Origin of the sequence: Aeromonas simiae, from assembly GCF_014892695.1 — a bacterium.
Lineage (GTDB): Bacteria > Pseudomonadota > Gammaproteobacteria > Enterobacterales > Aeromonadaceae > Aeromonas > Aeromonas simiae.
This window is the reverse complement of sequence record NZ_CP040449.1, coordinates 3,641,119-3,662,500: the sequence shown is the minus strand read 5'-3', so window position 1 is coordinate 3,662,500 and position 21,382 is coordinate 3,641,119. Positions and strand designations below refer to the sequence as shown.

The window sequence follows — 21,382 nt, the reverse complement described above, 5'->3', positions numbered from 1 at the left end:
GGTGCCGGAAGGTTAATTGATGGGGTTAGTGGTAACACGAAGCTCTTGATCGAAGCCCCGGTAAACGGCGGCCGTAACTATAACGGTCCTAAGGTAGCGAAATTCCTTGTCGGGTAAGTTCCGACCTGCACGAATGGTGTAACCATGGCCATGCTGTCTCCACCCGAGACTCAGTGAAATCGAAATCGCCGTGAAGATGCGGTGTACCCGCGGCTAGACGGAAAGACCCCGTGAACCTTTACTACAGCTTGGCACTGAACATTGAACCTACATGTGTAGGATAGGTGGGAGGCTTTGAAGCGATGACGCTAGTTGTCGTGGAGCCGACCTTGAAATACCACCCTTGTATGTTTGATGTTCTAACGCAGGTCCCTGAATCGGGATCGCGGACAGTGCCTGGTGGGTAGTTTGACTGGGGCGGTCTCCTCCCAAAGAGTAACGGAGGAGCACGAAGGTTGGCTAATCCTGGTCGGACATCAGGAGGTTAGTGCAATGGCATAAGCCAGCTTAACTGCGAGACGGACAGGTCGAGCAGGTGCGAAAGCAGGTCATAGTGATCCGGTGGTTCTGTATGGAAGGGCCATCGCTCAACGGATAAAAGGTACTCCGGGGATAACAGGCTGATACCGCCCAAGAGTTCATATCGACGGCGGTGTTTGGCACCTCGATGTCGGCTCATCACATCCTGGGGCTGAAGTTGGTCCCAAGGGTATGGCTGTTCGCCATTTAAAGTGGTACGCGAGCTGGGTTCAGAACGTCGTGAGACAGTTCGGTCCCTATCTGCCGTGGGCGTTGGATGATTGAAGGGAGTTGCTCCTAGTACGAGAGGACCGGAGTGAACGAACCTCTGGTGTTCGGGTTGTCACGCCAGTGGCACTGCCCGGTAGCTAAGTTCGGAATCGATAACCGCTGAAAGCATCTAAGCGGGAAGCGAGCCCTGAGATGAGTCATCCCTGACCCCTTGAGGGTCCTAAAGGGCCGTTGGAGACCACAACGTTGATAGGCGGAGTGTGTAAGCGCAGCGATGCGTTGAGCTAACCCGTACTAATTACCCGTGAGGCTTAACCATACAACACCCAAGAAGTGTTTTGAGCGCTTGTGACGAAGTGAGAACGACTTTAGTGCTTGTGATGAGAATCGTGAGTGCAATCAGCTTTTCGGATTACGATTTTGCCTGGCGGCCATAGCGCGGTGGACCCACCTGTTCCCATGCCGAACACAGAAGTGAAACGCTGTAGCGCCGATGGTAGTGTGGCAGATGCCATGCGAGAGTAGGACACTGCCAGGCACCCAATTTGACGAAAGCAAAGGCCATCTCTAACGAGATGGCCTTTTTGCTATTGAAGCGTGAGTCATCGCCACGCGATACGTCTTTGTTATATCCCCACCCCTAGGTGAGCGGTAACACCATGCTCACCAGATTGTCCTCCAGCGACACCGAGACCTCGAATCCCACCTTGCGCGCCAGCGCTATCATGCCGCGATTGCTTGGCATGGTGAGGCCTGAGAGCTGGCCAATTCCCTTGTCACGGGCGTAGCGCACCATCTTCTCCATCATGATTCTGCCAAGCCCCTGTCCTTTGAGGTCAGAGCGCACCAGCACGGCGAACTCCGCATCTTGCAGATCCGGTGTGGAGATAGCGCGCACCACGGCCAGGATCTGCCCCTGATAGGGGGCTTCTTGCCCGACGGCCACGAAGGCCATCTCCCGCTCGTAATCAATCTGGGTCATGCGGGCCAGCTCTTCGTGGCCCAGCTCCCCGACATCGGCGAAGAAGCGGCGATAGCGATCTTCATCCGAGACCAGCGAGACAAACTGCTTATGGGCCGGCTCATCTTCTGGACGGATCGGGCGCAGCAGCAGGTGGCTGCCGCTATGCAGCCAGCCCCCCTCTTCCAGCTCGGTGGGATAGGCGCTGATGGCCAGCGGTGGCGGCGCCTCGTTGTCGAGGGTGATGGCGGCATCGAGCACGGTCATCTCTTCGCCCTGGGCGAGTAAGGGGTGAAGGTCCAGCTCGCTGATGGTGGGAAAGGCGATCAGCAGCTCCGAGAGGCGGTAGAGCACTTGGGCCAGTGCCGCCACGTTCAGTGGCGTGGGGCCGCCACGATCCCGGATACAGCCGCTACCCAGCGCCCCCAGCACCTGATAGCGAGCGAGAGTCTGATTGAGAGGAGGCAGTGAGGCCACCATGTGGTGTGGATGGGCGCCCGACTCCCCCAGCAGGATGACGGGGCCAAAAACGGGATCGCGCTGGATGCGGATCCGCAGTTCGATACCGCCGCTACGAGCCGCCATGCGCTGCACCAGCAATCCGTCAATTCGGGCGCCAGGATGATTGCGCTGCACCCGATCGAGAATGGCATCGGCCGCCTGTGCCACTTCGGTCGAGGTGCGCAGATTGAGCATGACCCCGTGCACATCCGACTTGTGAACAATATCCGGAGAGCGCAGCTTGAGGGCCACGGGATAACCGAGCTGCTCAGCCGTCAGGGTCGCCTCGATGGCGTCACCGACGATCCAGGTATCCAGCGTGGTGAGCCCGGCGGCGGCCAGCAGTGGCTGGGCAAGATGGGTATCGAGACGGTGCTGCTGGCGTTCGTGAGCCTGATGGATCAACCGAGCGCAGCCCTCCACATCCAGGCTCCCCTCAAGTGTGGCCGGGGTCTCCATCAGCTGGCGCTGGTTGCGGCCATATTCGACCATGTGCATGAAGGCGGCGACCGCCCCCTCCGGGGTGCGATAGGTGGGGATACCGGCCTCACTAAACAGGCGTCGTCCATGCTGGGCCGAGTATTCGCCCGCCCAGTTCGTCAGGATGTTGAAGCGGCGTGCCCTCGGGTGACTGTGCAGCGCCTCAATGATGGCGCGAGCTAGCGCCTCCCCTTCTGCGGTAAGAGAGGGGGCGTGGATTAACAGGATGGCGTTGGCCTGCTCCCCGTCGAGCAGAGAGTTCAGCGCCGCGAGGTAGGCGGCGACATCGGCATCGCTGCCGATATCCAGCGGCGTGCAGGCCGATTTGCCCCCCCGTTCAATCAACACATCCAGCGCCATATTGGCCAGACCGCGTCCATTGGCGATGATGGCCAGCCGATCCCCCTTCAGGTGAGGGGCGTGGCTTAAGGTCTCTACGGCGGCAAACAGCTCGTGGGTGTCACGCACCCGCAGCATGCCGGCACGGCGGATGGCGGCATCATAGACGTTGTCGGGGGTGCCCTCCTGACAGTGACGGCCGCTTTTTAGCACCAGGATCGGCTTGTTGCGAGCGGCCGCCCGCGCTGCCGACATAAAGCGGCGGGCATCCTTGACCCTGTCCATGTAGAGCAGGATGGCGCGGGTGGTTCCGTCGCGGGAGAGCTGATCGAGCAGCTCATCGGTGCCCACATCGCAATCCTCCCCCAGCGAAACGAAGGCGGAAAACCCTACTTCGTGTAGCTTGGCCCAGTCGAGTATGGTGGTACTCACCGCCGCCGACTGGGAGAGAAAGGCCACTTGTCCCGGTCGCGCGGCGATCGGGGAGAAGCTGGCGTTGATGCCGAGGTGAGGCATCAGCAGCCCCATGCTGTTGGGCCCCAACAGGCGGATCCCATACTGGCGGCTCAGGGTCAGCAGGGTTGTGCGCTGCGGTGTATCGAAACCGGCGGCGAGCAGGATGGCGGCACCCACCCCCTTGCGACCGAGCGCCTCGACCAGCGGCAACACCCGATGAGCTGCGGTGCAGACAATGGCAAGATCGGGGATGATGGGCAAGGCGGTGATGGAGGGGTAGCTCAGCACGCCGCACACGGCGCTGTGGTGCGGGGTCACCGGCAGGATTGGGCCGCGAAACTGGCCATCGAGCAGGTGGCGCATGATGACACAACCGGCCTTGGCGGGATTGGTTGAGGCGCCAATGATGGCGATGGAGGCGGGCTTGAGCAGGCGTTCCAGACCATGGGGTTTCATGGCGATCCTCGTCGGGTGTCGGTGCTCACCCAGTCTAGCCGGTTCCACAGGGGCGATCTGTGAGCGGGTGAGTGGAACTTATGTTACGCCATGGCGACAGGATTGGGGCATAATCACGCCCCAGCAAAGTGAGAGTCCGAGAGTCGGTAGATGAAGATATTGGTGATCGGCCCATCCTGGGTCGGTGATATGGTCATGTCCCAGAGCCTCTACAAGGCGCTGAAGGCGAATCATCCTGGCAGTGAGTTACACGTGATGGCACCAGCCTGGTGCCGCCCGTTGCTTGAGCGCATGCCCGAGGTGGACAAGGTGCTGCCGATGCCACTCGGCCACGGTGATTTCAAGCTGCTGGCGCGACGCCGGTTGGGCAAGCAGTTGCGGGCCGAAGGGTATGATCAAGCCATCATTCAGCCCAACTCCATGAAATCGGCGTTTATTCCTTTCTTTGCCGGTATTCCACTGCGCACCGGTTGGAAGGGGGAGCATCGTTATGGTCTGCTCAACGACCTGCGTGGTAACACGTCGGCCTTCCCCCTGATGGTGGAGCGCTATGTGGCGCTCGCCTACCCCAAGGCACGGATGAAGAGCCGCGCCGACCTGCCTGCGATCCCCCATCCCGCTCTCTCGGTGGATCTCATTAACCAGCAGGCGGCCCTGACCCGACACGGGCTCGATACGGTGCGCCCGGTGCTGGTGCTCTGCCCTGGCGCCGAGTTCGGCCCCGCCAAGCGCTGGCCGGAGGGGCACTACGCCGTGGTGGCCCAGCAGCACCTGGATGAGGGGTGGCAGGTCTGGATCTTCGGCTCAGGGAAGGATGTCGAGGTGGCCAACACCATTCGTGCGCGCATCAATCCGCTCACCCGTGGCAACTGCCATGTGCTGGCAGGCAAAACCAATCTGCACGAGGCGATCGACCTGATGGCGCTGGCCGAGCGGGTGATCTCCAACGATTCGGGGCTGATGCACATCGCCGCTGCGCTCAACCGGCCGCTGATCGGTGTCTATGGCTCCACCTCTCCGCTTTATACGCCGCCCCTGGCCGAGCGGGTCGAGATAGTCCACACCGACATCGAATGCCGTCCCTGCTTCAAACGCACCTGTAAATACGGGCACCTCAAGTGTCTGCTCGAGCTGAAACCGGAGCTGGTCATCGCTGCCAGCAAGCGACTGGCTCAAGACAGTGAGCAGGACGCCTCATGATCTGGCGGCTCGCCTACAACCTGCTTATCCACCTCGGGTTGCCGCTGGCGCTGCTGGCTCTCTACAAGCCAAAGCGGGGCAAGCCGGGGTTTGGGGCGCGTTGGGCTGAACATCTCGGGCGGGTGCCGCCGACCGGGCAAGAGGCACCGCTCTGGATCCATGCGGTGAGTGTTGGCGAGACCCTTGCCATCACGCCGCTGATCCGCGCCCTCAAGGCCGAGCGCCCGGATCTGCCGATCCTGCTCACCACCACCACCCGCACCGGCGCCGATCAGGCGGCCAAGCTCGGGGAGCTGGTCGAGCATCGCTATGCGCCGCTCGACTACCCGTGGGCGGTGGCGGCCTTCCTCAGGCGGGTGCGCCCCCGCGCCCTCTGGGTGATGGAGACCGAGCTGTGGCCGAACTGGCTGGCCGCCTGTGCCCGGCAGCGTCTGCCGGTCAGCATCATCAACGCGCGTCTTTCCGAGCGATCCTGCCGGCGCTATGCCCGCTTTCAGGGCGCCTTCGATACCCTGAGCCGCCCGCTGACTCACCTCTACTGCCAGCATCAGGATGATGCCGAGCGCTTCGCTCGCCTTGGCATCGGCCGCGAGCGGCTGGCGGTGACCGGCTCCATCAAGTTCGACATGCAGTTGAGCGATGAGGTGGTGGCCGGGGGCCGGGCCCTGCGCCACTCATTTGGCGAGCGGCCGGTCTGGATTGCCGCCAGCACCCATCAGGGTGAGGATGAGCAGGTGCTGGCGGCCCACCGCCGTGTGCTGGCCACCTATCCCCAGGCCCTGCTGATCCTGGTGCCGCGCCACCCGCAGCGTTTCGATCAGGTGGCCACCTTGTGCGCCACCGAGGGGATGCCCTGCGCGCGCCGCTCCCGTGGCGAGCAACCGGGCGATGAGACCCGGGTCTATCTTGGCGACACCATGGGCGAGCTGCCCTTGATGCTGGGGGCGGCGGATGTTGCCTTTGTCGGTGGCAGCTTGGTCGGGGTCGGTGGGCATAACCTGCTGGAGCCTGCCGCGCTCGGCAAACCCTGCCTGACCGGGCCCGCCTACTTCAACTTCAGCGACATCACCCGCCAGTTGCTCGAGCAAAAAGGGGCCGAGGTGGTGGAGGATGCCGAGGCCCTCGGGCGCAGTGTGAACCGCCTGCTTGGCGATGGTGCGGGACGCCGCGCCATGGGGGAGCAGGCCCGCGCCGTGGTGCTGCTCAATCAGGGGGCGCTGGCGCGCACCCTCTCGCTGGGCTTGGCGGCGCTGGCCGACGAGTAGCGGCAACCAGCTAAAAGACGGAGCGCATCGCGCTCCGTTTTGCTATGGGCAAAGGGGAAAAATGGGCGGCTGGCGCCCCGGAAATTTCGACATAGACTTGGATCGCTATCAAGCAGAAGGGAGGGGCCGCCATGGGTGGACACAAGCCTGATTATGACCTCGACGATGAGTGGGAGCCGGAGTCCTGGGAAGAGGATCTTGACGACTGGGAGGATGATGACAGTTGGCAGGAGGATGATGATTTTCCCGATGAACGCTGATCCGGCGCCATAGTGGGCGGGCCAAATGGCCCGCCTGTTTGTTTTTGCCCGGTTCGGGCACAATGGCGTGAGGCCTCAATCGGATAGGGATGACGATGAGAAGAGCGATGGTGATAGTGACCCTGCTGCTGGCCGGTTGCGCTGGCCAGTCGGATGAGCCGTGTGAGCGTCCGTGGGACGGGGCGGGTGAGGCTGATGGTAAGCTCGGCCTGACCGAGCAGCGCCTGGCCGAGCATCAGGCGCTCTGCCCCGGAAAGGTGGACGAGCGAGAGTGGCGGCGGGGGTATCAGAACGGGTTGGCCTGGTACTGCCGGCCAGAGCATCTCTATCTGGCCGGCCGGGAGGGGGGCGTGTATCAAGGGGTTTGCCCAAACGATGCCCAGGCTCGCAAGCTGTTCTTGCAGGGCTCTCAGGGCTGGACCGATCGCTGAGTCACGCCTTTTTCTTTAGCTTGAGCGGATGGCAGAGGTACTCTTTCTCCCCTGCGCTGCGCGCACACTTGGTGCAGATGAACTTGGGCTTGCGCACGATTTTTCGCAGCTCGCCCAGCGCTTCCGGGATTTCGTGGCGGCGCCATTCACATAGTGTCTTGCTGCCCATGCGCTCCACTCCTTAACAACGGGATCCCCAGTCTACGCCACGGCGGTATTGGGCCGGCAGCGGTAATAACCGATGTCACTGATAGAGGAACTTGGTGAAGATGAGTTCCTTGATCGCCTTCTTACCGGTCTCCTTGAGCAGCAGTTCGTTGGCCTTGGCCTCGCACTCCTTGCGCAGCTCCTCACGGGTGGCCAGCGACTTGATCTGCTCACCGGTCTTGCTGCCGAGCAGGCGGATGATGGCGTCGCGGATCAGCGGATCGTTGGCCTCCAGCAGCTTTTTGTCGGCCTCACTCTCGGCCATCAGCTCGATGGTGGTGCGGATGTAACCGAGCGTTTTGCTGTCGCTCAGGTAGTTGGTGATGATGTCCGGCTCCAGCGCATAGTAGGAGATCACCGGCCCCGTCGGTGCCTGGGCGGTCTCTTCTCCTCCTTCGCTGGCCATGGCCCCGAGCGGAGTCAGACAGAGCAGGGCAAGCAGGGCATATCGGGCAAGCGGCATGGCAAGATCCTGTTATAAGCGGTCGGCTTCCCATTCTTGTGCTGCCGGGCAGGCGCGTCAAGCGCCCCCGTTCTTACAATTTCTCTGCTTTTTACGGATAATGAGCGCTCTGTTAACCAAGGCTGGTGACCCGCCTGGAGTCGTGGTGAAGTCCGATCCCTCAGTTTCCTTCGTTCAGCTTGACCCCTGGTCCACTCCGGATGCGCGTCCGCTTCCCGATGCCCTGGCTCCCTGGCTGCGGGAGATGGGCTCATTAACCCAGCGCCTGCGCGCTCATGCTCCGGGGTTTACCCTCGAGTTGCTTGGTTACCGTGAACTGATGCTCGATGCCACCGTCGTCCCGCTACTGGGAGAGTCACATGGGCTCTGTCGTGAGGTGGTGCTGCATGCCGGCGACCGTCCCTGCGTCTATGGCTGGACCCTGCTGCCGGCGCGTGGCATGGCGTGTGCAACGCTCGGCAATCAGGGAGAGACGCCCCTCGGTGAGCTGGTGTTTAGCCACCGGGGGGCACAACGTCACCTGCTGGAGGTGGCCCGTTTTGCGGTGGAGCGTAGCCGCTGGAGTCCGGCTGCCACCCTGTGGGGACGGCGTTCGCTGCTGGCGCTGGATGGAGTACCGCTGCTGGTGCATGAGCTGTTTCTGCCCGGCCTTTTCGATGCCAAGGAGTCTGTGTGAGCCTGATGACCAAGGAGCGCTGGCTGGCCTACCGCCAGTTGGCGCGCATCGACAAACCGATCGGCACCCTGCTGCTGCTGTGGCCCACCTTGTGGGCGCTGTGGCTGGCCGGGGAGGGGCGTCCCGACCCCTGGGTGCTGCTGGTGTTTGTGATCGGCGTTTTTTTAATGCGTTCAGCCGGCTGTGTCATCAACGACTACGCCGATCGTGACTTCGACGGCCACGTTAAGCGCACGGCGGGGCGGCCGCTGGCGAGCGGCAGGGTCACCGAGCGCGAGGCGCTGCTGCTGTTTGCGGTGTTGGCCATTATCTCCTTCTTGCTGGTGCTCACCCTCAATCCGCTGACCATCATCATGTCGTTTGCCGGCATAGTGCTGGCAGTCTGCTACCCCTTTATGAAGCGCTTCATCCCCATCCCGCAGTTTGTGCTGGGGTTGGCCTTCTCCTGGTCTATTCCCATGGCCTATGCGGCCGAGGCTAACGCCTTGCCGCCGATCGCCTGGCTGCTGTTTCTGGCCAACCTGTTGTGGACCATCGCCTATGACACTGAATACGCCATGGTGGACAGGGACGACGATCTCAAGCTCGGCCTCAAGTCGAGCGCCATCTGGTTTGGTCAGCGGGATCGCCACATCATCGGCCTGTTCCAGCTGGCGACCCTGCTCTGCATGGGCATGGTGGGGGTGCTGGCTGGCCTTGGGGCTGTCTATTACGCGGGGCTGATGGTGGCGGGGGCCATGTTCATCCAGCAGCAGCAGATGATCCGTGGCCGCGAGCGCGAACTTTGCTTCAAGGCGTTCCTGGCCAACAATCAGGTCGGCATGGTGCTGTTTGCCGGTATCGTGCTCGATCCCCTGTTGCGTTGAGGCAACGGCATCAATAAAAAAACGGCACCTTACGGTGCCGTTTTTCGTTGGATCAGGCGTGGTGGCCGCGCCGATCCAGCCAGGCCTGGGCCAACCCGACCAGCAGACCGCCGAGGTGCGCCAGGTTGCCGATGGGGCCGAGCAGGCCGGTGAAGCCGAGCGCCAGCCACAGCAGCATGAAGCCCATCAGGGCCGGTGGCATCTGGATGCCGCAGTCAGGCTGTAAGCGGCCACGCAGCCAGCCATAACCGAGCAGGGCATAGACCACGCCGGAGAGGCCGCCGAAGTAGGGGCCGCTGGCGAGGAACTCCGCCGTGTTGGAGAAGGCGGCCGAGACCAAAGTCAGGGTCAGCAGCTTGCCGCTACCGATGCGCTGCTCAATCTGCCCGCCGAGGAACCACCACCACAGCAGGTTGAACACCAGGTGCAGTAGGGAGAGGTGGATGAGGCTGGGAGTGAAGAAGCGCCATACCTGCCAGTCCACGAAGTGGGTGAGATCCGGGTGGAAGGCGAGCGCCTCGAACAGGGGGAGGCCGATGGCATCCAGCGCATAGATGGCCACGCAGGCGATCAGCATCAGCAGGGTGAGCGGGCCCGAGTGGTGCAGAAAATCGGTCAGGGGATCGATCATGCCACGGCTGTAGTCGATGCGTGCATCGGCCCGGCCGGTCTGCCACGACGCCTCCATGTAGCGCGGATGGGTGGGCTCGGCGAGGAAGCGCTTCACCTCCTGCTGGGCCTGAGCGAGGCGCTGCTCGTCGGCCAGCCAGACGGTCACCCCCAGCTCGGACTGGGTCAGCTCGCAGGGGATCCCCAGGGTGCCGAGATAGTCGACCAGCGCCTGGGCCATGCGGGCATTGTCGAGAACCAGCAGCTGGATCATGCCGCGCCGCTCTCCACCGGCAGGTCGCGGCGCCATGCCTCGAAGCCGCCCTCCAGGCTGTAGACCTCTTCATAACCCTGTTGCAGCAGGTATTGGGCCGCCCCCTGACTGCTCACCCCGTGGTAGCACATGACGATGACCGGGGTGTCGAAGTCGGTCTCGTTCATGAACTGCACCAAACTGCCGTTGGTCAGGTGAAAAGCGCCGGGGGCGTGGCCCATGGCGAAGGATTGCGGGTCGCGGATGTCCACCAGACGAGCGTCTCCGGCCGCCAGCTTCTGCTGGGCATCGGTGGGGGAGATGTGGGCAAATTGATCCATGAAGGTGTCCTTACGGTTGCGTGGCCGCCAGTTTACTCCAAGCCGGGGGAGGGGCTCACCCAGAAAAAAGCGCTCCCCCTGCACAATTTCCTTCAATACCGGCGCCGCTCGATTCCCTATCGTGGCGGGAGTGACCACACGGAGGAACCGTTGCATGGAATTGAGTCTGTTGTTTTCAATGGCCGGGTTTGCGCTGGTCATGTCCCTCACACCCGGGCCGGTCAACATGGTGGCGTTTGGTGCCGGGGCCCGCTATGGCTTTCGTGCGAGTCTGCGCCATGTGTGGGGCGCCACGGTGGGATTTGTCCTGCTGCTGTTGCTGATGGGGGCCGGTCTGAATGAGGTGTTGCAGCGCTGGCCCGCGCTGGCCCTGATGCTGCATTGGAGTGGCCTGCTGTTTCTTGGTTACATGGCGTGGCTGCTGGTGGCCGATCGCGGTGAGCTGTCGCTGCGCGAATCGGCCGCCCCGGCGCTGTATCACGGCGCCCTGATGCAGTGGCTCAACCCCAAGGCGTGGTTGGCCGCCAGCATGGGGGCCGCCAGTTACGGGGCTGGGGTAGGGGCGTTACTGCTGTTTTCCCTCATCTATCTGGTGATCTGCCTGCTGAGCATCGCCTGCTGGGCCTATGCCGGCAGCCGCTTGCAACACCACCTGTGGGCCCCGCACCAGCAGCGCTGGTTCAACCGGGCCATGGCGGCCCTGCTGCTCGGGATGATCATCGAGTTGGCGTGGTAAGGGATTGCCGGTAACAGCCGGGAGTGGTGGCCACCCGCCGCTTGAAATGGTGCTGGAAGTGGGCCTGATCGGCAAAGCCGCAGCCTAGCGCTACCTCGGCCAACGGCGTGTCACGGCGCAGCAGTTGCTTGGCGTGGCGGATGCGCCGGTCGAGTAGGTAGGCGTGGGGCGTCATGCCGTAGTGGCGGGCAAAGCTGCGCACCAGGTGCGAGGGGGTGATACCGGCCACCTTGGCCAGCTCGGCCAGGGTAACGGGGCGGGTGTACTCATCGCGGATCAGCTCGGCGGCCCGCTCTAGGTGGGCGGGGGGGCGGTCGTCCCACTGGGCCGGGGTCAGGCGGCCGAGCAACAGGCGAAAGAAGCGGTAGCAAGCCTCTTCCCTAGCCATGGGCTCCGGCAGGGAGAGGGCTAGTTGCCGGTAGAGCCGGCACAGCCCTTGATAGAGGTACGGGTCGCGGCTGGCCGTGGTGTCGAAGGGGCGGAAGTGGGTGCCCAGCCCGGCCTCCTCCTGTTGCTGCTGCAACCAGTCGTTATCGACATAGAACATCAGATAGGACCAGGGCTGATCATCGATGGGGTTGCAGGCGTGCACCTCCTCCGGATTCATCAGCACCAGGGTGCCACGGCAGGCCAACTGCTGCTGGCGCTGGTTGATATAGGTGCTGTGGCCGCCGGTGATGGCGCCGATGGAGAACTGCGGGTGGCTGTGTTTCTCATAGCAGACGCGGCGGCCATCTTGCACCGCACGCGCCTCGATGAAGGGCAGGGACGGATCTCGCCAGAACTGGTGCTGATTGGCTGTGGCGGCGTCCTTGATCATGTCAGCCACCGAGATAGGCCTGGCGCACCGCCGGGTTGGCCAGCAGGGCGGCGCCCGTGTCCTCCAGCACTACGTGGCCGTTCTCCAGCACATAGCCGCGATCGGCCAGCTTGAGCGCTTGGTTGGCGTTCTGCTCGACCAGAAAGATGGTCATGCCAGCTTGGCGCAGCTGCTCTATGGTGTCGAAGATCTGCTGGATGACGATGGGGGCCAGCCCCAGCGACGGCTCGTCGAGCAGCAGCAGGCGCGGCTTGCTCATCAGGGCGCGGCCGATGGCCAGCATCTGCTGCTCGCCGCCGGACATGGTGCCGGCGCGCTGGGTCAGCCGCTCGTGCAGGCGCGGGAACAGGGTGAACACCTGATCCAGCAGCCCTGCGTGCTCGTGCTTGTCGACGAAGAAGGCCCCCATCAGCAGGTTCTCCTCCACGGTTAGGCGGGCAAAGATGCGCCGCCCCTCGGGGACAACGGCAATGTCCTTGCGCATGATGCGCGCCGAGCCGAGGGTGGTGATCTCCTCCCCCTCGAACCAGATGCTGCCGCTGCTCGGGGTGGGGTCACCGCACAGTGTCATCAGCAAGGTGGTCTTGCCGGCACCGTTGGCGCCGATCAGGGTGACAATCTCACCCTGCTCTACCTTGACGCTCACGTCGTGCAGCGCCTGGATCTTGCCATAGTGGGTCGATACGTTGCGAAGTTCTAACATCCTGACTCCCTTAGGATTCGCCCAGATAGGCCTTGATCACGGCCGGATTGTCGCGCACCTGCTGCGGGGTGCCGTCGGCCAGCGGGGTGCCCTGGTTGACCACGAAGATGTGGTTGGAGATCTCCATCACCAGCTTCATGTCGTGCTCAATGAGTAACACAGAGACACCAAACTCGTCACGCAGGGAGACGATCAACTCGTTGAGCTCGTCGGTCTCTTTGGGGTTGAGGCCGGCGGCGGGCTCGTCGAGCATCAGCAGTTGGGGACGGGTCGCCATGCAGCGGGCGATCTCGAGGCGGCGCTGCTGGCCATAGGCTAGGTTGCCGGCGCTGCGATTGGCCAGCTCCTTGAGCCCCACCTTCTCCAGCCAGAAGCCGGCCTGCTCGAGCGCCTCACGCTCGGCGCGGCGAAAGCCCGGCGTCTTGAACAGGCCGGCGACGAAGTTGGTGTTGAGGTGGCGATGCTGGGCGACCAGCAGGTTCTCCACCGCCGTCATCTCCTTGAACAGTCGCACGTGCTGGAAGGTGCGCACCACCCCCTTGCGGGCGATCAGGTGGCCGGGCAGCCCTTGGATCTCCTCATTCCGGTAGCGGATCACCCCGCCGCTGGGTCGGTAGAAGCCGGTCAGGCAGTTGAAGATGGTGGTCTTGCCGGCGCCGTTGGGGCCGATCACCGAGACCACCTCGCGCTCACGCACGCTCAGGTTGACGCCGTTGACCGCCAGCAGACCGCCAAAGCGCATGGAGAGATTCGAGACATCCAACAGCTTGCTCATTTCTTCAGCTCCAGGTGGGGACGGGTCATCGGCAGCAGCCCCTGCGGACGCCAGATCATCATGAAGACCATCAGGAGGCCGAACATCAGCATGCGGTACTCGTTGAACTCGCGGGCCAGCTCCGGCAGCACCGTCATCACCACGGCGGCCAGCACGACACCAATTTGAGAGCCCATGCCGCCGAGCACCACGATGGCCAGCACGATGGCCGACTCGATGAAGACGAACGACTCGGGGCTGATGAAGCCTTGGCGCGCCGCGAAGAAGCTGCCGGCAAAGCCGGCGAAGGCGGCGCCGATGGTGAAGGCGGTCAGCTTGATGATGGTGGGGTTGAGGCCGAGCGACTTGCAAGCGATCTCATCTTCACGCAGCGCCTCCCAGGCGCGGCCGAGCGGCATGCGCAACAGGCGGTTGATGACAATCAGAGTCACGATCACCAGCACCAGCGCCATCAGGTAGAGGAAGATCACCTTGTGGTTGGCGTTGTAGGCGATGCCGAAAAACTCGTGGAAGGTGCCGATGCCGCCGTCCTTGACGGTGCGGTTGAACTCCAGCCCACCCAGGCTTGGCTTGGGGATCCCCGAGATGCCGTTCGGGCCGCCGGTCAGGCTGGTCAGGTTGTTGAGCAGGATGCGGATGATCTCGCCAAAGCCCAGGGTGACGATGGCCAGATAATCCCCGCGCAGTCGCAGCACCGGGAAACCGAGGAGGAAGCCGAAGGTGGCGGCCATCAGACCGGCGATTGGCAGGCACTCCCAGAAACTCAGGCCAAAGTAGGTGTTGAGCAGGGCATAGCTGTAGGCGCCGACCGCGTAGAAGCCGACATAGCCGAGATCGAGCAGGCCGGCGAGCCCCACCACCACGTTGAGGCCGAGCCCCAGCATGATGTAGATGAAGGTGAGGGTGGCCAGATCCACCGCTCCGCGCGAGGCGAAGAAGGGGAAGGCGATGGCGCCGGCCAGCACCAGCACCGCCATGCCGTTGTAGAGGCGTGGCGCCTCTTCTTGGCTCGGCAACACAAACATCGGCACATGGGCGTGGCTGCGTCTGAACAGGCCGAGGATCTGGCTACGAAACAGTTGGAAGCCAAATACCAGGGCGGCGGCGCCGAGCAGCCAGCCGAGGGAGACCTCAAGGCGGCTGGCCACCACCAGGGTGGTGCCCTCGGCTTGCAGTCTGAAGCCGAGCAGCCAGAAGGAGAGCACCAGCAGCACCAGGGTGGCGACGCAGGCGTGGGTGAATTGACGCTTCATCATACCTTTTCGACCTCCGGGCGACCCAGGATGCCGGTGGGCATGAACAGCAGTACGCCGATCAGCAGGGCGAAGGCCATCACGTCCTTGTATTCGGTGCTGAGGTAGCCGGCGGTCATCGCCTCGACCACACCGAGCAGCAGGCCACCGAGCACGGCGCCGGGAATGCTGCCGATACCGCCCAGCACGGCGGCGGTGAAGGCCTTGAGGCCGGCCATGAAGCCGATGTAGGGGTTGATGACGCCGTAGTACATGCCGAGCAGCACGCCGGCCACGGCCGCCAGAGTGGCGCCGATGACGAAGGTCACGGCGATCACCACGTTGGTGTCGATGCCGAGCAGGTTCGCCATCTTGATGTCTTCGGCACAGGCGCGGCAGGCGCGGCCCATGCGCGAGCGACCGATAAACTGGGTCAGCACCAGCATGGTGATGAAGGTCACCACGAAGATGATGAGCTGCATCCAGGAGAGGGAGGCCTGGAAGCCATGATCGCTGCCAATCTCGATCCCGCCGCTGATGAGGGAGGGGATGGCGATGTCACGCGACCCCTGCGCCATGCGCACCAGGTTCTGCAAGAAGATCGACATGCCGATGGCAGAGATGAGGGGGATCAGCCGGTTACCACCGCGCAAGGGACGATAGGCGACCCGCTCTATGGTCCAGCCGTAGCTGCCGGTGATGATGATGCTGATGAGGAAGGCGGCGCCAAGCAGCAGCACAGTGCTGTCGATGCCCATCATCATCAGGGTGGCCATCACCATGAAGGCGACGTAGGAGCCGATCATGTAGACCTCGCCGTGGGCGAAGTTGATCATGCCGATGATGCCGTAAACCATGGTGTAGCCGATGGCGATCAGCGCGTAGGTACTGCCTATGGTCAGGCCGTTCAGCAACTGCTGAACAAAATACAGAAGGTGTTCGGACATACTGCGTTCCCTGTACGAGCCCGATCTTAAAAGAGGGGGTGACTGCTGCCACCCCCGTGTCGATGCTTATTTGATCTGGGTGGAGGTGCCGTCGGCGTGCCATTCGAAGATGCCGAACTGGAACCCTTCCAGATCCCCGTTCTTGGCCCACTTGAGCGGCCCCATCACGGTCTCGACCGGCGTCGCCTTGAGGGCAGCGGCCACGGCGGCCGGATCCTCATCGCCCGCCTTGGTGATACCGGCGGCCAGCGCTTGCACGGCGGCATAGGTGGTCCAGACGAACGGGCCGGAGGAGTCCTGGCCCTTAGCCTTGAAGGCCTCAACCAGCTTGGCGTTGGCCGGCTCCAGGTCATACTTCTTCGGCAGGGTGACCAGCAGCCCTTCGGAACCCTGACCTGCGATGGCCGAGATGTCCTTGTTACCCACCCCTTCCGGCCCCATGAACTTGGCCTTGAGCCCCTTCTCAGCGGCCTGGCGCAAGATCAGGCCAAGCTCAGGGTGGTAGCCACCGTAGTAGACGAAGTCGACGTTCTCTTTTTGCAGTTTGGCGATCAGGGCGGAGAAGTCCTTGTCGCCGGCGGTGATCCCTTCATAGGCCACCACCTTGACGCCAGCCTTGTCGAGCGCCGCCTTGACGCTGGAGGCAATCCCTTCACCGTACTGCTTCTTGTCGTGGATGACGGCCACGTTCTTCGGCTTGGCGGTCTCGATGATGTACTTGGCCGCGGTCGGGCCCTGGTCACTGTCGAGGCCGATGGTGCGCAGCACCAGCTGATAACCACGCTCGGTGATCTTGGGGTTGGTGGAGGCGGGGGTGATCATCAGGATGCCCTCGTCCTCATAGATGTCGGAGGCCGGCAAGGTGTTGTCGGAGCAGAGGTGGCCGACCACGAACTTGACGCCATCATTGACCACCTTGTTGGCGATGGCCACGGCCTGCTTGGGGTCGCAGGCATCGTCATAGATGACCGCCTCGATCTGCTTGCCATCGATGCCGCCGGCCTTGTTGATCTGTTCGACCGCCATGCGGCCGCCGGTGAACTCCATGTCGCCGTATTGGGCTACGGCACCGGTAACCGGGCCGGCGATGCCGATCTTGATGGTGTCGGCAGCCATGGCATAAGAGGATGCGCCAAACAGGGCCAGAGAAATGGCGGCGCGAATGGCTGATTTGCTCCAATTATTCATCGATTATTCCTTTAATCAGTGGATTATTTCGGGTCCGGCCGACATCCTCGCAGGTCGGACATGTCCCATGTTCTATCACTCCTACGACCCGTCTCACAAGTGGTTCAAGATGCTGTTACCGCTTGATTACTGCACAATAATTTGGAGTTAAATACTGTGTTTTTTGATTATTTTTAATTATTAATCTGTCTAGGTTCATATTAATTAAATGTTAATGCGGTGCGGAGTGGGCGATACCAGATAAAAAGCGGCCGGATTTTGGTCTGATAATGCTCTCATTTTGCCCAAAATCTGTTTGCGCAAATCCGGGCCTCGGACTAGATTGGCAACTTGCAAAAAATGCGTAGCAGATACGCCGAATTTCAAGCCTTTATGTAGGAAATCTGCTACTGTTCCGCCTTTGACAGACAGGAGACAGAGATGGCCACAATCAAGGATGTCGCAGCCAGAGCCGGCGTATCCATCTCCACCGTCTCACATGTGCTCAATCACACTCGCCGGGTTAGCGAAGACGCGACCCAGAAGGTGCTTGAGGCGGTGGCAGAACTGAACTACGCACCGAATTCGGTGGCGCGCAGCCTCAAGGTCAATTCGACCAAAACCATTGGCATGCTGGTCACGACCAGTGCCAACCCCTTCTTTGCCGAGGTGGTGCAGGGGGTGGAAGCCTATTGCTTCGAGCAGGGCTACAGCCTGATCCTCTGCAATACCGAAAACCAGCCGCCGCGTCAGCGTCATTATCTGAAGATGCTGATGGAGAAGCGGGTCGATGGCCTGCTGGTGCTGGGGACCGACATCGATAACACCCTGCGCGAGATGCTGCGCAGTCACAAGAGTGTGCCGCAGGTGGTGCTCGACTGGGGTACCGAGTGCGATTTTGCCAACGTCATCAACGATAACGCCCGCTCCGGTGCGCGTATGGCAACCCGCTACCTGCTCGAACAGGGTCACACTGACATTGCCTGCATCACGGGCCAGCTCGATAAGCAGACTACCCAGCAGCGCCTCGACGGGGTGCGTGATGCGCTCGGTGAGCAGGGTCTCTCCTTGACCGAGAGCCGTATCTTCGAAGGGGACTACGAGAGCCAGAGTGGCTTTGATCAGATGCAGCAGATCCTGGCCTTGACCCCGCGCCCGACCGCTGTGTTCGCCTTCGACGATCCGATGGCCATCGGTGCCATCTGCGCTGCTTGGGAAGCCGGTGTCAAGGTGCCGGACGATATCTCTGTCGTGGGTTATGACGACGTGGAGATGGCGCGTTTTGCCAGCCCACCGCTCACCACCATCCGTCACCCCAAGGCTGAGTTGGGTCAGTTGGCGGTGAAGCAACTGATGAGCCGCATCCGCAACAAGGAGTTGTCCGTCGAGTCGGTGACGGTACAGCCGGAACTGATTATTCGCCGTTCAGTCAAAGCCCGCCGTTAAGGCGGGCTTTTTCATGGTCAGTAGTTGATGCTGACGTACTCCACCTCGTCGACCCCCATCCCCGCCTTGACGTATACCGTCAGCACGAAGAAGAAGTTGGCCAGCAGGTTGGCAAACCGCCCCAGGATCGGATCCCAGCTCACACCGTTCTCTTCAAGCCGCACCAGCAGGCGTACCACCTTTTTGGCGCCACAGCGGCACAGATGCAGGGTGGGCACCGGCATGGGGCCGCGTGGTAGCACGAAACCGGTGACCCGGCCGTGGGTGGCTGCGTTGTAGTGATCGTAACGCCCCTTGAGCCACGTTAGATCGTCTTCGAAAATGCCGAGCCGTCCGCGCACCGATCCATTGAGGTTGTAAATGAGGCGTTGCAGCCGGTCGAGATCGGCCTGCACTTCGTCAAAGCCGGTCGGCAGTTGCGCCATCACCACCCCTACCTGGGAGCAGAGCTCGTCGGTGGCGATCTCGTAGTCACACTGCCACTTGGTCTCATAAATGAAGGGATAACAGAGTTCGCGCAGGTCGCGGGGGCGTTTCGGGTTCATGTGTGGCGGCCGCAGGTGGAGGGGCAGCCAGTGTGCCAGCGCCGGGCGGCGCTGGCAAACCGGGTCAGCCGAGCTGATGCAGGGCGTTGAGCAGGCGTTGGTTGAAGCCGTTGAAGCGTTGTACCTGGCTGTTGTCGTGCCCCTGGGCGGCGAGCACGGTCTGGGTCAGGTTTTGCTGGCTGGTGGGGGCGATGTTTGCATCGGCCTGCTGCTGCCAGTCCTTGAGCCGGGGCAGGTAGTCGGCCAGTGGCTTGAGGGCATCTTGCAGCGAGTTGCCCTGGTAGGCGGCGCTCAGCTTGCTGTGCTGCTTGAGCTTGAGGCTGAAACCGACCAGCTGGCTGTCATCGAGCTGTAGCTCGCCCACCTTGCCCATCAGTTGGTCGAGGTTGCCCGCGAAGAAGCTGCTGCCCAGCTCGTCGATATCCTTGACCAGTTTACCGATGGCGCTCATCTCGGTGTCGCTGAGATCCCCTTGCAGCGAGAAGCTGAAGCTCTGGCTGTTTTGGAAGCTCACCTTGCTGCCCCGGTCGCCTTGGCTGCTCTTGAACTGCCAACTGTCGCTAAAGCGCAGCACCACCTTGTCACCTTCTTTGGTTTCGATCTCGAGGGTGCCTTGCTGGCGGTTGGCCATCTTGGCGGCGCCGACCTCGCTGCTGGAGACGTCACCGAAGAACTCTTTCTCGAACTGGTCGAGCCCTTCTTGGATCAGCTTGTAGCTCTGGTCGATGCCGGTCTTGATGTCTTCGTTGTCGGTGGCGTAGCTGCCGAGCATCTTCCTGGCCTCGGCAAAGCCCATGTCGACCCCCTTGCGGGCCTGCTCCATCATCTTGGTCAGCGCATCGTCCTCCTTGCCATCGGCGCGGGCAGCCCCGAGCCGGCCGGTGACAAACTGCAATACGTTCTTGGCCACCTCTTCGTAGTCGAACAGGGTCTCAGGGGTCACCTCTTCGGCCTGCTTGGGGGCCTGGTACTTGCCCCCATTGATCTCGAGGCTGAACTGCAATGCCTGTTGCACCAGCACCTGTGCCCACTTGGGGCGGCTGTTTAGGGAGATATGATCCTGTTGCTCCTGGGTATCCTGAGGACGGGCCGCACTGCGCTGCGCCGCATTCTGGGCCACATCGGCCTTCTTCAGTTGACCCTGTCCTATGCTGTCGATTTGCATGCCTATTCCTCCACACATGCCCGGTATCAGGTTATCGGCCTGAGTGGATAATTCTTGACCAAAAAAACTGGACAACCGTCGATGGCCTCTTAAAATCGCCCCTTCGGGTTTGCCCCCGCTCCGTTTCCGGCTTCGTCCATGAGGTATTCGATGAGTCACACCCCGGCTGCCTACCAGCAGCAGCTCGACGCCAAGGCCGAGCGCCTGCGTGCCCTGTTTGCCGCCTTTAACCCGCCCGCCCTCGAGGTGTTCGCCTCGCCGGCCGAGTACTACCGCATGCGCGCCGAGTTCCGCGTTTGGCACGAAGGGGATGATCTCTACCACATCATGTTCGACCAGGAGACCCGCCAGCGGATCCGGGTCGATCACTTCCCGACGGCGAGCCGGCTGATCAACGATCTGATGCCCAAGGTGATTGAGGGCCTCAAGCCGCACCCTGTGCTGCGTCGCAAGCTGTTCCAGATCGACTACCTGTCGACCCGCTCCGGCCAGGTGATCGTCAGTCTGCTCTATCACCGCAAGCTCGATGAGCAGTGGCAGGCCGCTGCCGAGGCGCTGCGTGCCGACCTGCGCCAGCAGGGCTTCGATCTGCAACTCATCGGTCGGGCCCACAAGCAGAAGATCTGCCTAGAGCAGGACTTCGTGGATGAAGCGCTGGAGGTAGAGGGGCGCAGCTACATCTATCGTCAGGTGGAAAATAGCTTCACTCAGCCCAACGCCGAGATTAACCAGAAGATGCTGACTTGGGCGCGCGACGTGACCCGCGCCAGCGAGGGGGATTTGCTCGAGCTTTACTGTGGCAACGGCAACTTCTCCATCGCCCTGGCTGAGAACTTCGAGCGGGTGCTGGCGACCGAGATCGCCAAACCGAGCGTGGAGTCAGCCCAGTTCAACATTGCTGCCAACGGCATCGACAACCTGATCATCCTGCGCATGTCGGCCGAGGAGTTCACCATGGCGATGCGCGGTGAGCGCGAGTTCAACCGCCTCAAGGGGATCGATCTCTCCGACTACCGCTGCAACACCATCTTCGTCGACCCGCCGCGCGCCGGACTGGACCCGGCGACCGTCAAGCTGGTGCAGGAGTACGACCACATCCTCTATATCTCCTGCAACCCGGAGACCCTGCAAGAGAACATGGCGGTGCTCGGTGAGACTCACGAGATCGCCCGCTTCGCCCTGTTCGACCAGTTCCCCTGGACCCATCACATGGAAGCCGGCGTCTACCTGCGCCGCAAGGGCTAGGTCACGAGACGACACAGAGAGGGGCTGGCGCCCCTCTTTTTATTGCTGCCCCACCCAAACGCACCAGATCAACAGCGCAACGCTAGG

Annotated in this window: 22 protein-coding genes and 2 rRNA genes (1 of these 24 cut by a window edge); 11 read left to right on the top strand and 13 right to left on the bottom strand. The window is 62.2% G+C overall.

All coding sequences use genetic code 11. From position 1 onward, the window contains the following. A 23S ribosomal RNA gene (locus tag FE240_RS17465) occupies window positions 1–1,069 on the top strand (it extends 1,821 nt beyond the left edge of the window). Window positions 1,070–1,173: 104 nt separating this feature from the next. Next, window positions 1,174–1,288: ribosomal RNA gene (gene rrf, locus FE240_RS17460) — 5S ribosomal RNA — on the top strand. Window positions 1,289–1,390: 102 nt separating this feature from the next. Here the strand turns inward: rrf and FE240_RS17455 are convergent. Continuing rightward, window positions 1,391–3,943 (bottom strand): bifunctional acetate--CoA ligase family protein/GNAT family N-acetyltransferase, encoded by a 2,553-nt coding sequence (locus FE240_RS17455; protein WP_193002771.1) that lies wholly within the window; start codon window positions 3,941–3,943, stop codon window positions 1,391–1,393. Window positions 3,944–4,093: 150 nt separating this feature from the next. Here FE240_RS17455 and waaF point away from each other — a divergent pair, with 150 nt between their 5' ends. From waaF to FE240_RS17440, 4 genes are all read left to right on the top strand, one after another. Continuing rightward, window positions 4,094–5,143 carry a lipopolysaccharide heptosyltransferase II gene (gene waaF / locus FE240_RS17450; protein ID WP_193002769.1) on the top strand — a complete coding sequence of 350 codons (1,050 nt, stop codon included), beginning with the start codon at window positions 4,094–4,096 and terminating at the stop codon, window positions 5,141–5,143. Further along, on the top strand, window positions 5,140–6,408 hold the full coding sequence (gene waaA, locus FE240_RS17445) for a lipid IV(A) 3-deoxy-D-manno-octulosonic acid transferase (RefSeq protein WP_193002767.1): 1,269 nt from the start codon (window positions 5,140–5,142) through the stop codon (window positions 6,406–6,408). Before waaF ends, waaA begins: the two co-directional genes overlap by 4 nt. A gap of 131 nt (window positions 6,409–6,539) precedes the next feature. Next, entirely contained in the window at window positions 6,540–6,668 is a 129-nt protein-coding gene (locus tag FE240_RS19025; protein WP_156991643.1) for a hypothetical protein, read from the top strand. 95 nt (window positions 6,669–6,763) lie between these two features. Continuing rightward, the gene (locus FE240_RS17440) at window positions 6,764–7,099 is read left to right on the top strand and encodes a DUF2799 domain-containing protein (RefSeq protein ID WP_193002766.1); all 336 of its coding nucleotides are present in this window, start codon (window positions 6,764–6,766) and stop codon (window positions 7,097–7,099) included. A gap of 1 nt (window position 7,100) precedes the next feature. Here FE240_RS17440 and FE240_RS17435 read toward each other — a convergent pair whose 3' ends face one another. Next, window positions 7,101–7,268, bottom strand: coding sequence for a hypothetical protein (locus FE240_RS17435; RefSeq protein ID WP_193002764.1), 168 nt, complete (start codon window positions 7,266–7,268; stop codon window positions 7,101–7,103). 75 nt (window positions 7,269–7,343) lie between these two features. Next, window positions 7,344–7,769: a flagellar basal body-associated FliL family protein gene (locus tag FE240_RS17430; protein WP_193002762.1), complete on the bottom strand. Its 426-nt coding sequence runs from the start codon at window positions 7,767–7,769 to the stop codon at window positions 7,344–7,346. A 145-nt stretch (window positions 7,770–7,914) separates the two neighbouring features. On the opposite strand from FE240_RS17430, the gene FE240_RS17425 reads away from it, so the two are divergent. Both FE240_RS17425 and ubiA read left to right on the top strand, forming a co-directional pair. After that, complete coding sequence (locus FE240_RS17425; protein ID WP_193002760.1) at window positions 7,915–8,445, top strand: chorismate--pyruvate lyase family protein; 531 nt, start codon at window positions 7,915–7,917, stop codon at window positions 8,443–8,445. Continuing rightward, window positions 8,442–9,311 carry a 4-hydroxybenzoate octaprenyltransferase gene (gene ubiA / locus FE240_RS17420; RefSeq protein ID WP_193002758.1) on the top strand — a complete coding sequence of 290 codons (870 nt, stop codon included), beginning with the start codon at window positions 8,442–8,444 and terminating at the stop codon, window positions 9,309–9,311. The genes FE240_RS17425 and ubiA overlap by 4 nt, the downstream gene beginning before the upstream one ends. Before the next feature lie 52 nt (window positions 9,312–9,363). On the opposite strand, the gene glpG is transcribed toward ubiA, so the two are convergent. Both glpG and glpE read right to left on the bottom strand, forming a co-directional pair. Continuing rightward, on the bottom strand, window positions 9,364–10,194 hold the full coding sequence (glpG, locus tag FE240_RS17415) for a rhomboid family intramembrane serine protease GlpG (RefSeq protein ID WP_042045302.1): 831 nt from the start codon (window positions 10,192–10,194) through the stop codon (window positions 9,364–9,366). Beyond that, on the bottom strand, window positions 10,191–10,514 hold the full coding sequence (gene glpE / locus FE240_RS17410) for a thiosulfate sulfurtransferase GlpE (RefSeq protein ID WP_193002756.1): 324 nt from the start codon (window positions 10,512–10,514) through the stop codon (window positions 10,191–10,193). Before glpE ends, glpG begins: the two co-directional genes overlap by 4 nt. 154 nt (window positions 10,515–10,668) lie before the next feature. Between glpE and FE240_RS17405 the strand changes: the two genes are divergently transcribed. Continuing rightward, entirely contained in the window at window positions 10,669–11,250 is a 582-nt protein-coding gene (locus FE240_RS17405; protein ID WP_193002754.1) for a LysE family translocator, read from the top strand. Here the strand turns inward: FE240_RS17405 and FE240_RS17400 are convergent. The 6 genes from FE240_RS17400 to FE240_RS17375 all read right to left on the bottom strand — a co-directional run bounded on the left by FE240_RS17400 (window position 11,231) and on the right by FE240_RS17375 (window position 16,915). Next, entirely contained in the window at window positions 11,231–12,070 is an 840-nt protein-coding gene (locus tag FE240_RS17400; RefSeq protein ID WP_193002752.1) for a helix-turn-helix transcriptional regulator, read from the bottom strand. The two genes, FE240_RS17405 and FE240_RS17400, sit on opposite strands and share 20 nt — an antisense overlap. A gap of 1 nt (window position 12,071) precedes the next feature. Next, the gene (locus FE240_RS17395; RefSeq protein ID WP_193002750.1) at window positions 12,072–12,773 is read right to left on the bottom strand and encodes an ABC transporter ATP-binding protein; all 702 of its coding nucleotides are present in this window, start codon (window positions 12,771–12,773) and stop codon (window positions 12,072–12,074) included. 10 nt (window positions 12,774–12,783) lie between these two features. Then, window positions 12,784–13,548, bottom strand: a complete 765-nt coding sequence (gene livG, locus FE240_RS17390) for a high-affinity branched-chain amino acid ABC transporter ATP-binding protein LivG (RefSeq protein WP_193002748.1) — start codon at window positions 13,546–13,548, stop codon at window positions 12,784–12,786. Further along, entirely contained in the window at window positions 13,545–14,801 is a 1,257-nt protein-coding gene (locus FE240_RS17385) for a high-affinity branched-chain amino acid ABC transporter permease LivM (RefSeq protein WP_193004593.1), read from the bottom strand. Before FE240_RS17385 ends, livG begins: the two co-directional genes overlap by 4 nt. Further along, complete coding sequence (gene livH, locus FE240_RS17380; protein WP_042044912.1) at window positions 14,801–15,727, bottom strand: high-affinity branched-chain amino acid ABC transporter permease LivH; 927 nt, start codon at window positions 15,725–15,727, stop codon at window positions 14,801–14,803. The genes FE240_RS17385 and livH overlap by 1 nt, the downstream gene beginning before the upstream one ends. A 66-nt stretch (window positions 15,728–15,793) precedes the next feature. Then, a complete protein-coding gene (locus FE240_RS17375) occupies window positions 15,794–16,915 on the bottom strand; it encodes a branched-chain amino acid ABC transporter substrate-binding protein (protein ID WP_193002746.1) in 1,122 nt (373 codons plus the stop codon). 420 nt (window positions 16,916–17,335) lie between these two features. Here FE240_RS17375 and FE240_RS17370 point away from each other — a divergent pair, with 420 nt between their 5' ends. Continuing rightward, window positions 17,336–18,340, top strand: coding sequence for a substrate-binding domain-containing protein (locus FE240_RS17370; protein WP_193002744.1), 1,005 nt, complete (start codon window positions 17,336–17,338; stop codon window positions 18,338–18,340). Between the two features lie 17 nt (window positions 18,341–18,357). Here the strand turns inward: FE240_RS17370 and FE240_RS17365 are convergent, their stop codons facing one another. Together FE240_RS17365 and FE240_RS17360 are read right to left on the bottom strand one after the other, a co-directional pair. Further along, window positions 18,358–18,885 (bottom strand): ATP:cob(I)alamin adenosyltransferase, encoded by a 528-nt coding sequence (locus tag FE240_RS17365; RefSeq protein ID WP_193002742.1) that lies wholly within the window; start codon window positions 18,883–18,885, stop codon window positions 18,358–18,360. Window positions 18,886–18,949: 64 nt separating this feature from the next. Continuing rightward, window positions 18,950–20,050 carry a DUF5610 domain-containing protein gene (locus FE240_RS17360; RefSeq protein ID WP_193002740.1) on the bottom strand — a complete coding sequence of 367 codons (1,101 nt, stop codon included), beginning with the start codon at window positions 20,048–20,050 and terminating at the stop codon, window positions 18,950–18,952. Window positions 20,051–20,200: 150 nt separating this feature from the next. On the opposite strand from FE240_RS17360, the gene trmA reads away from it, so the two are divergent. Then, window positions 20,201–21,295: a tRNA (uridine(54)-C5)-methyltransferase TrmA gene (gene trmA, locus FE240_RS17355; protein WP_193002738.1), complete on the top strand. Its 1,095-nt coding sequence runs from the start codon at window positions 20,201–20,203 to the stop codon at window positions 21,293–21,295. Window positions 21,296–21,382: the final 87 nt, after the last annotated feature.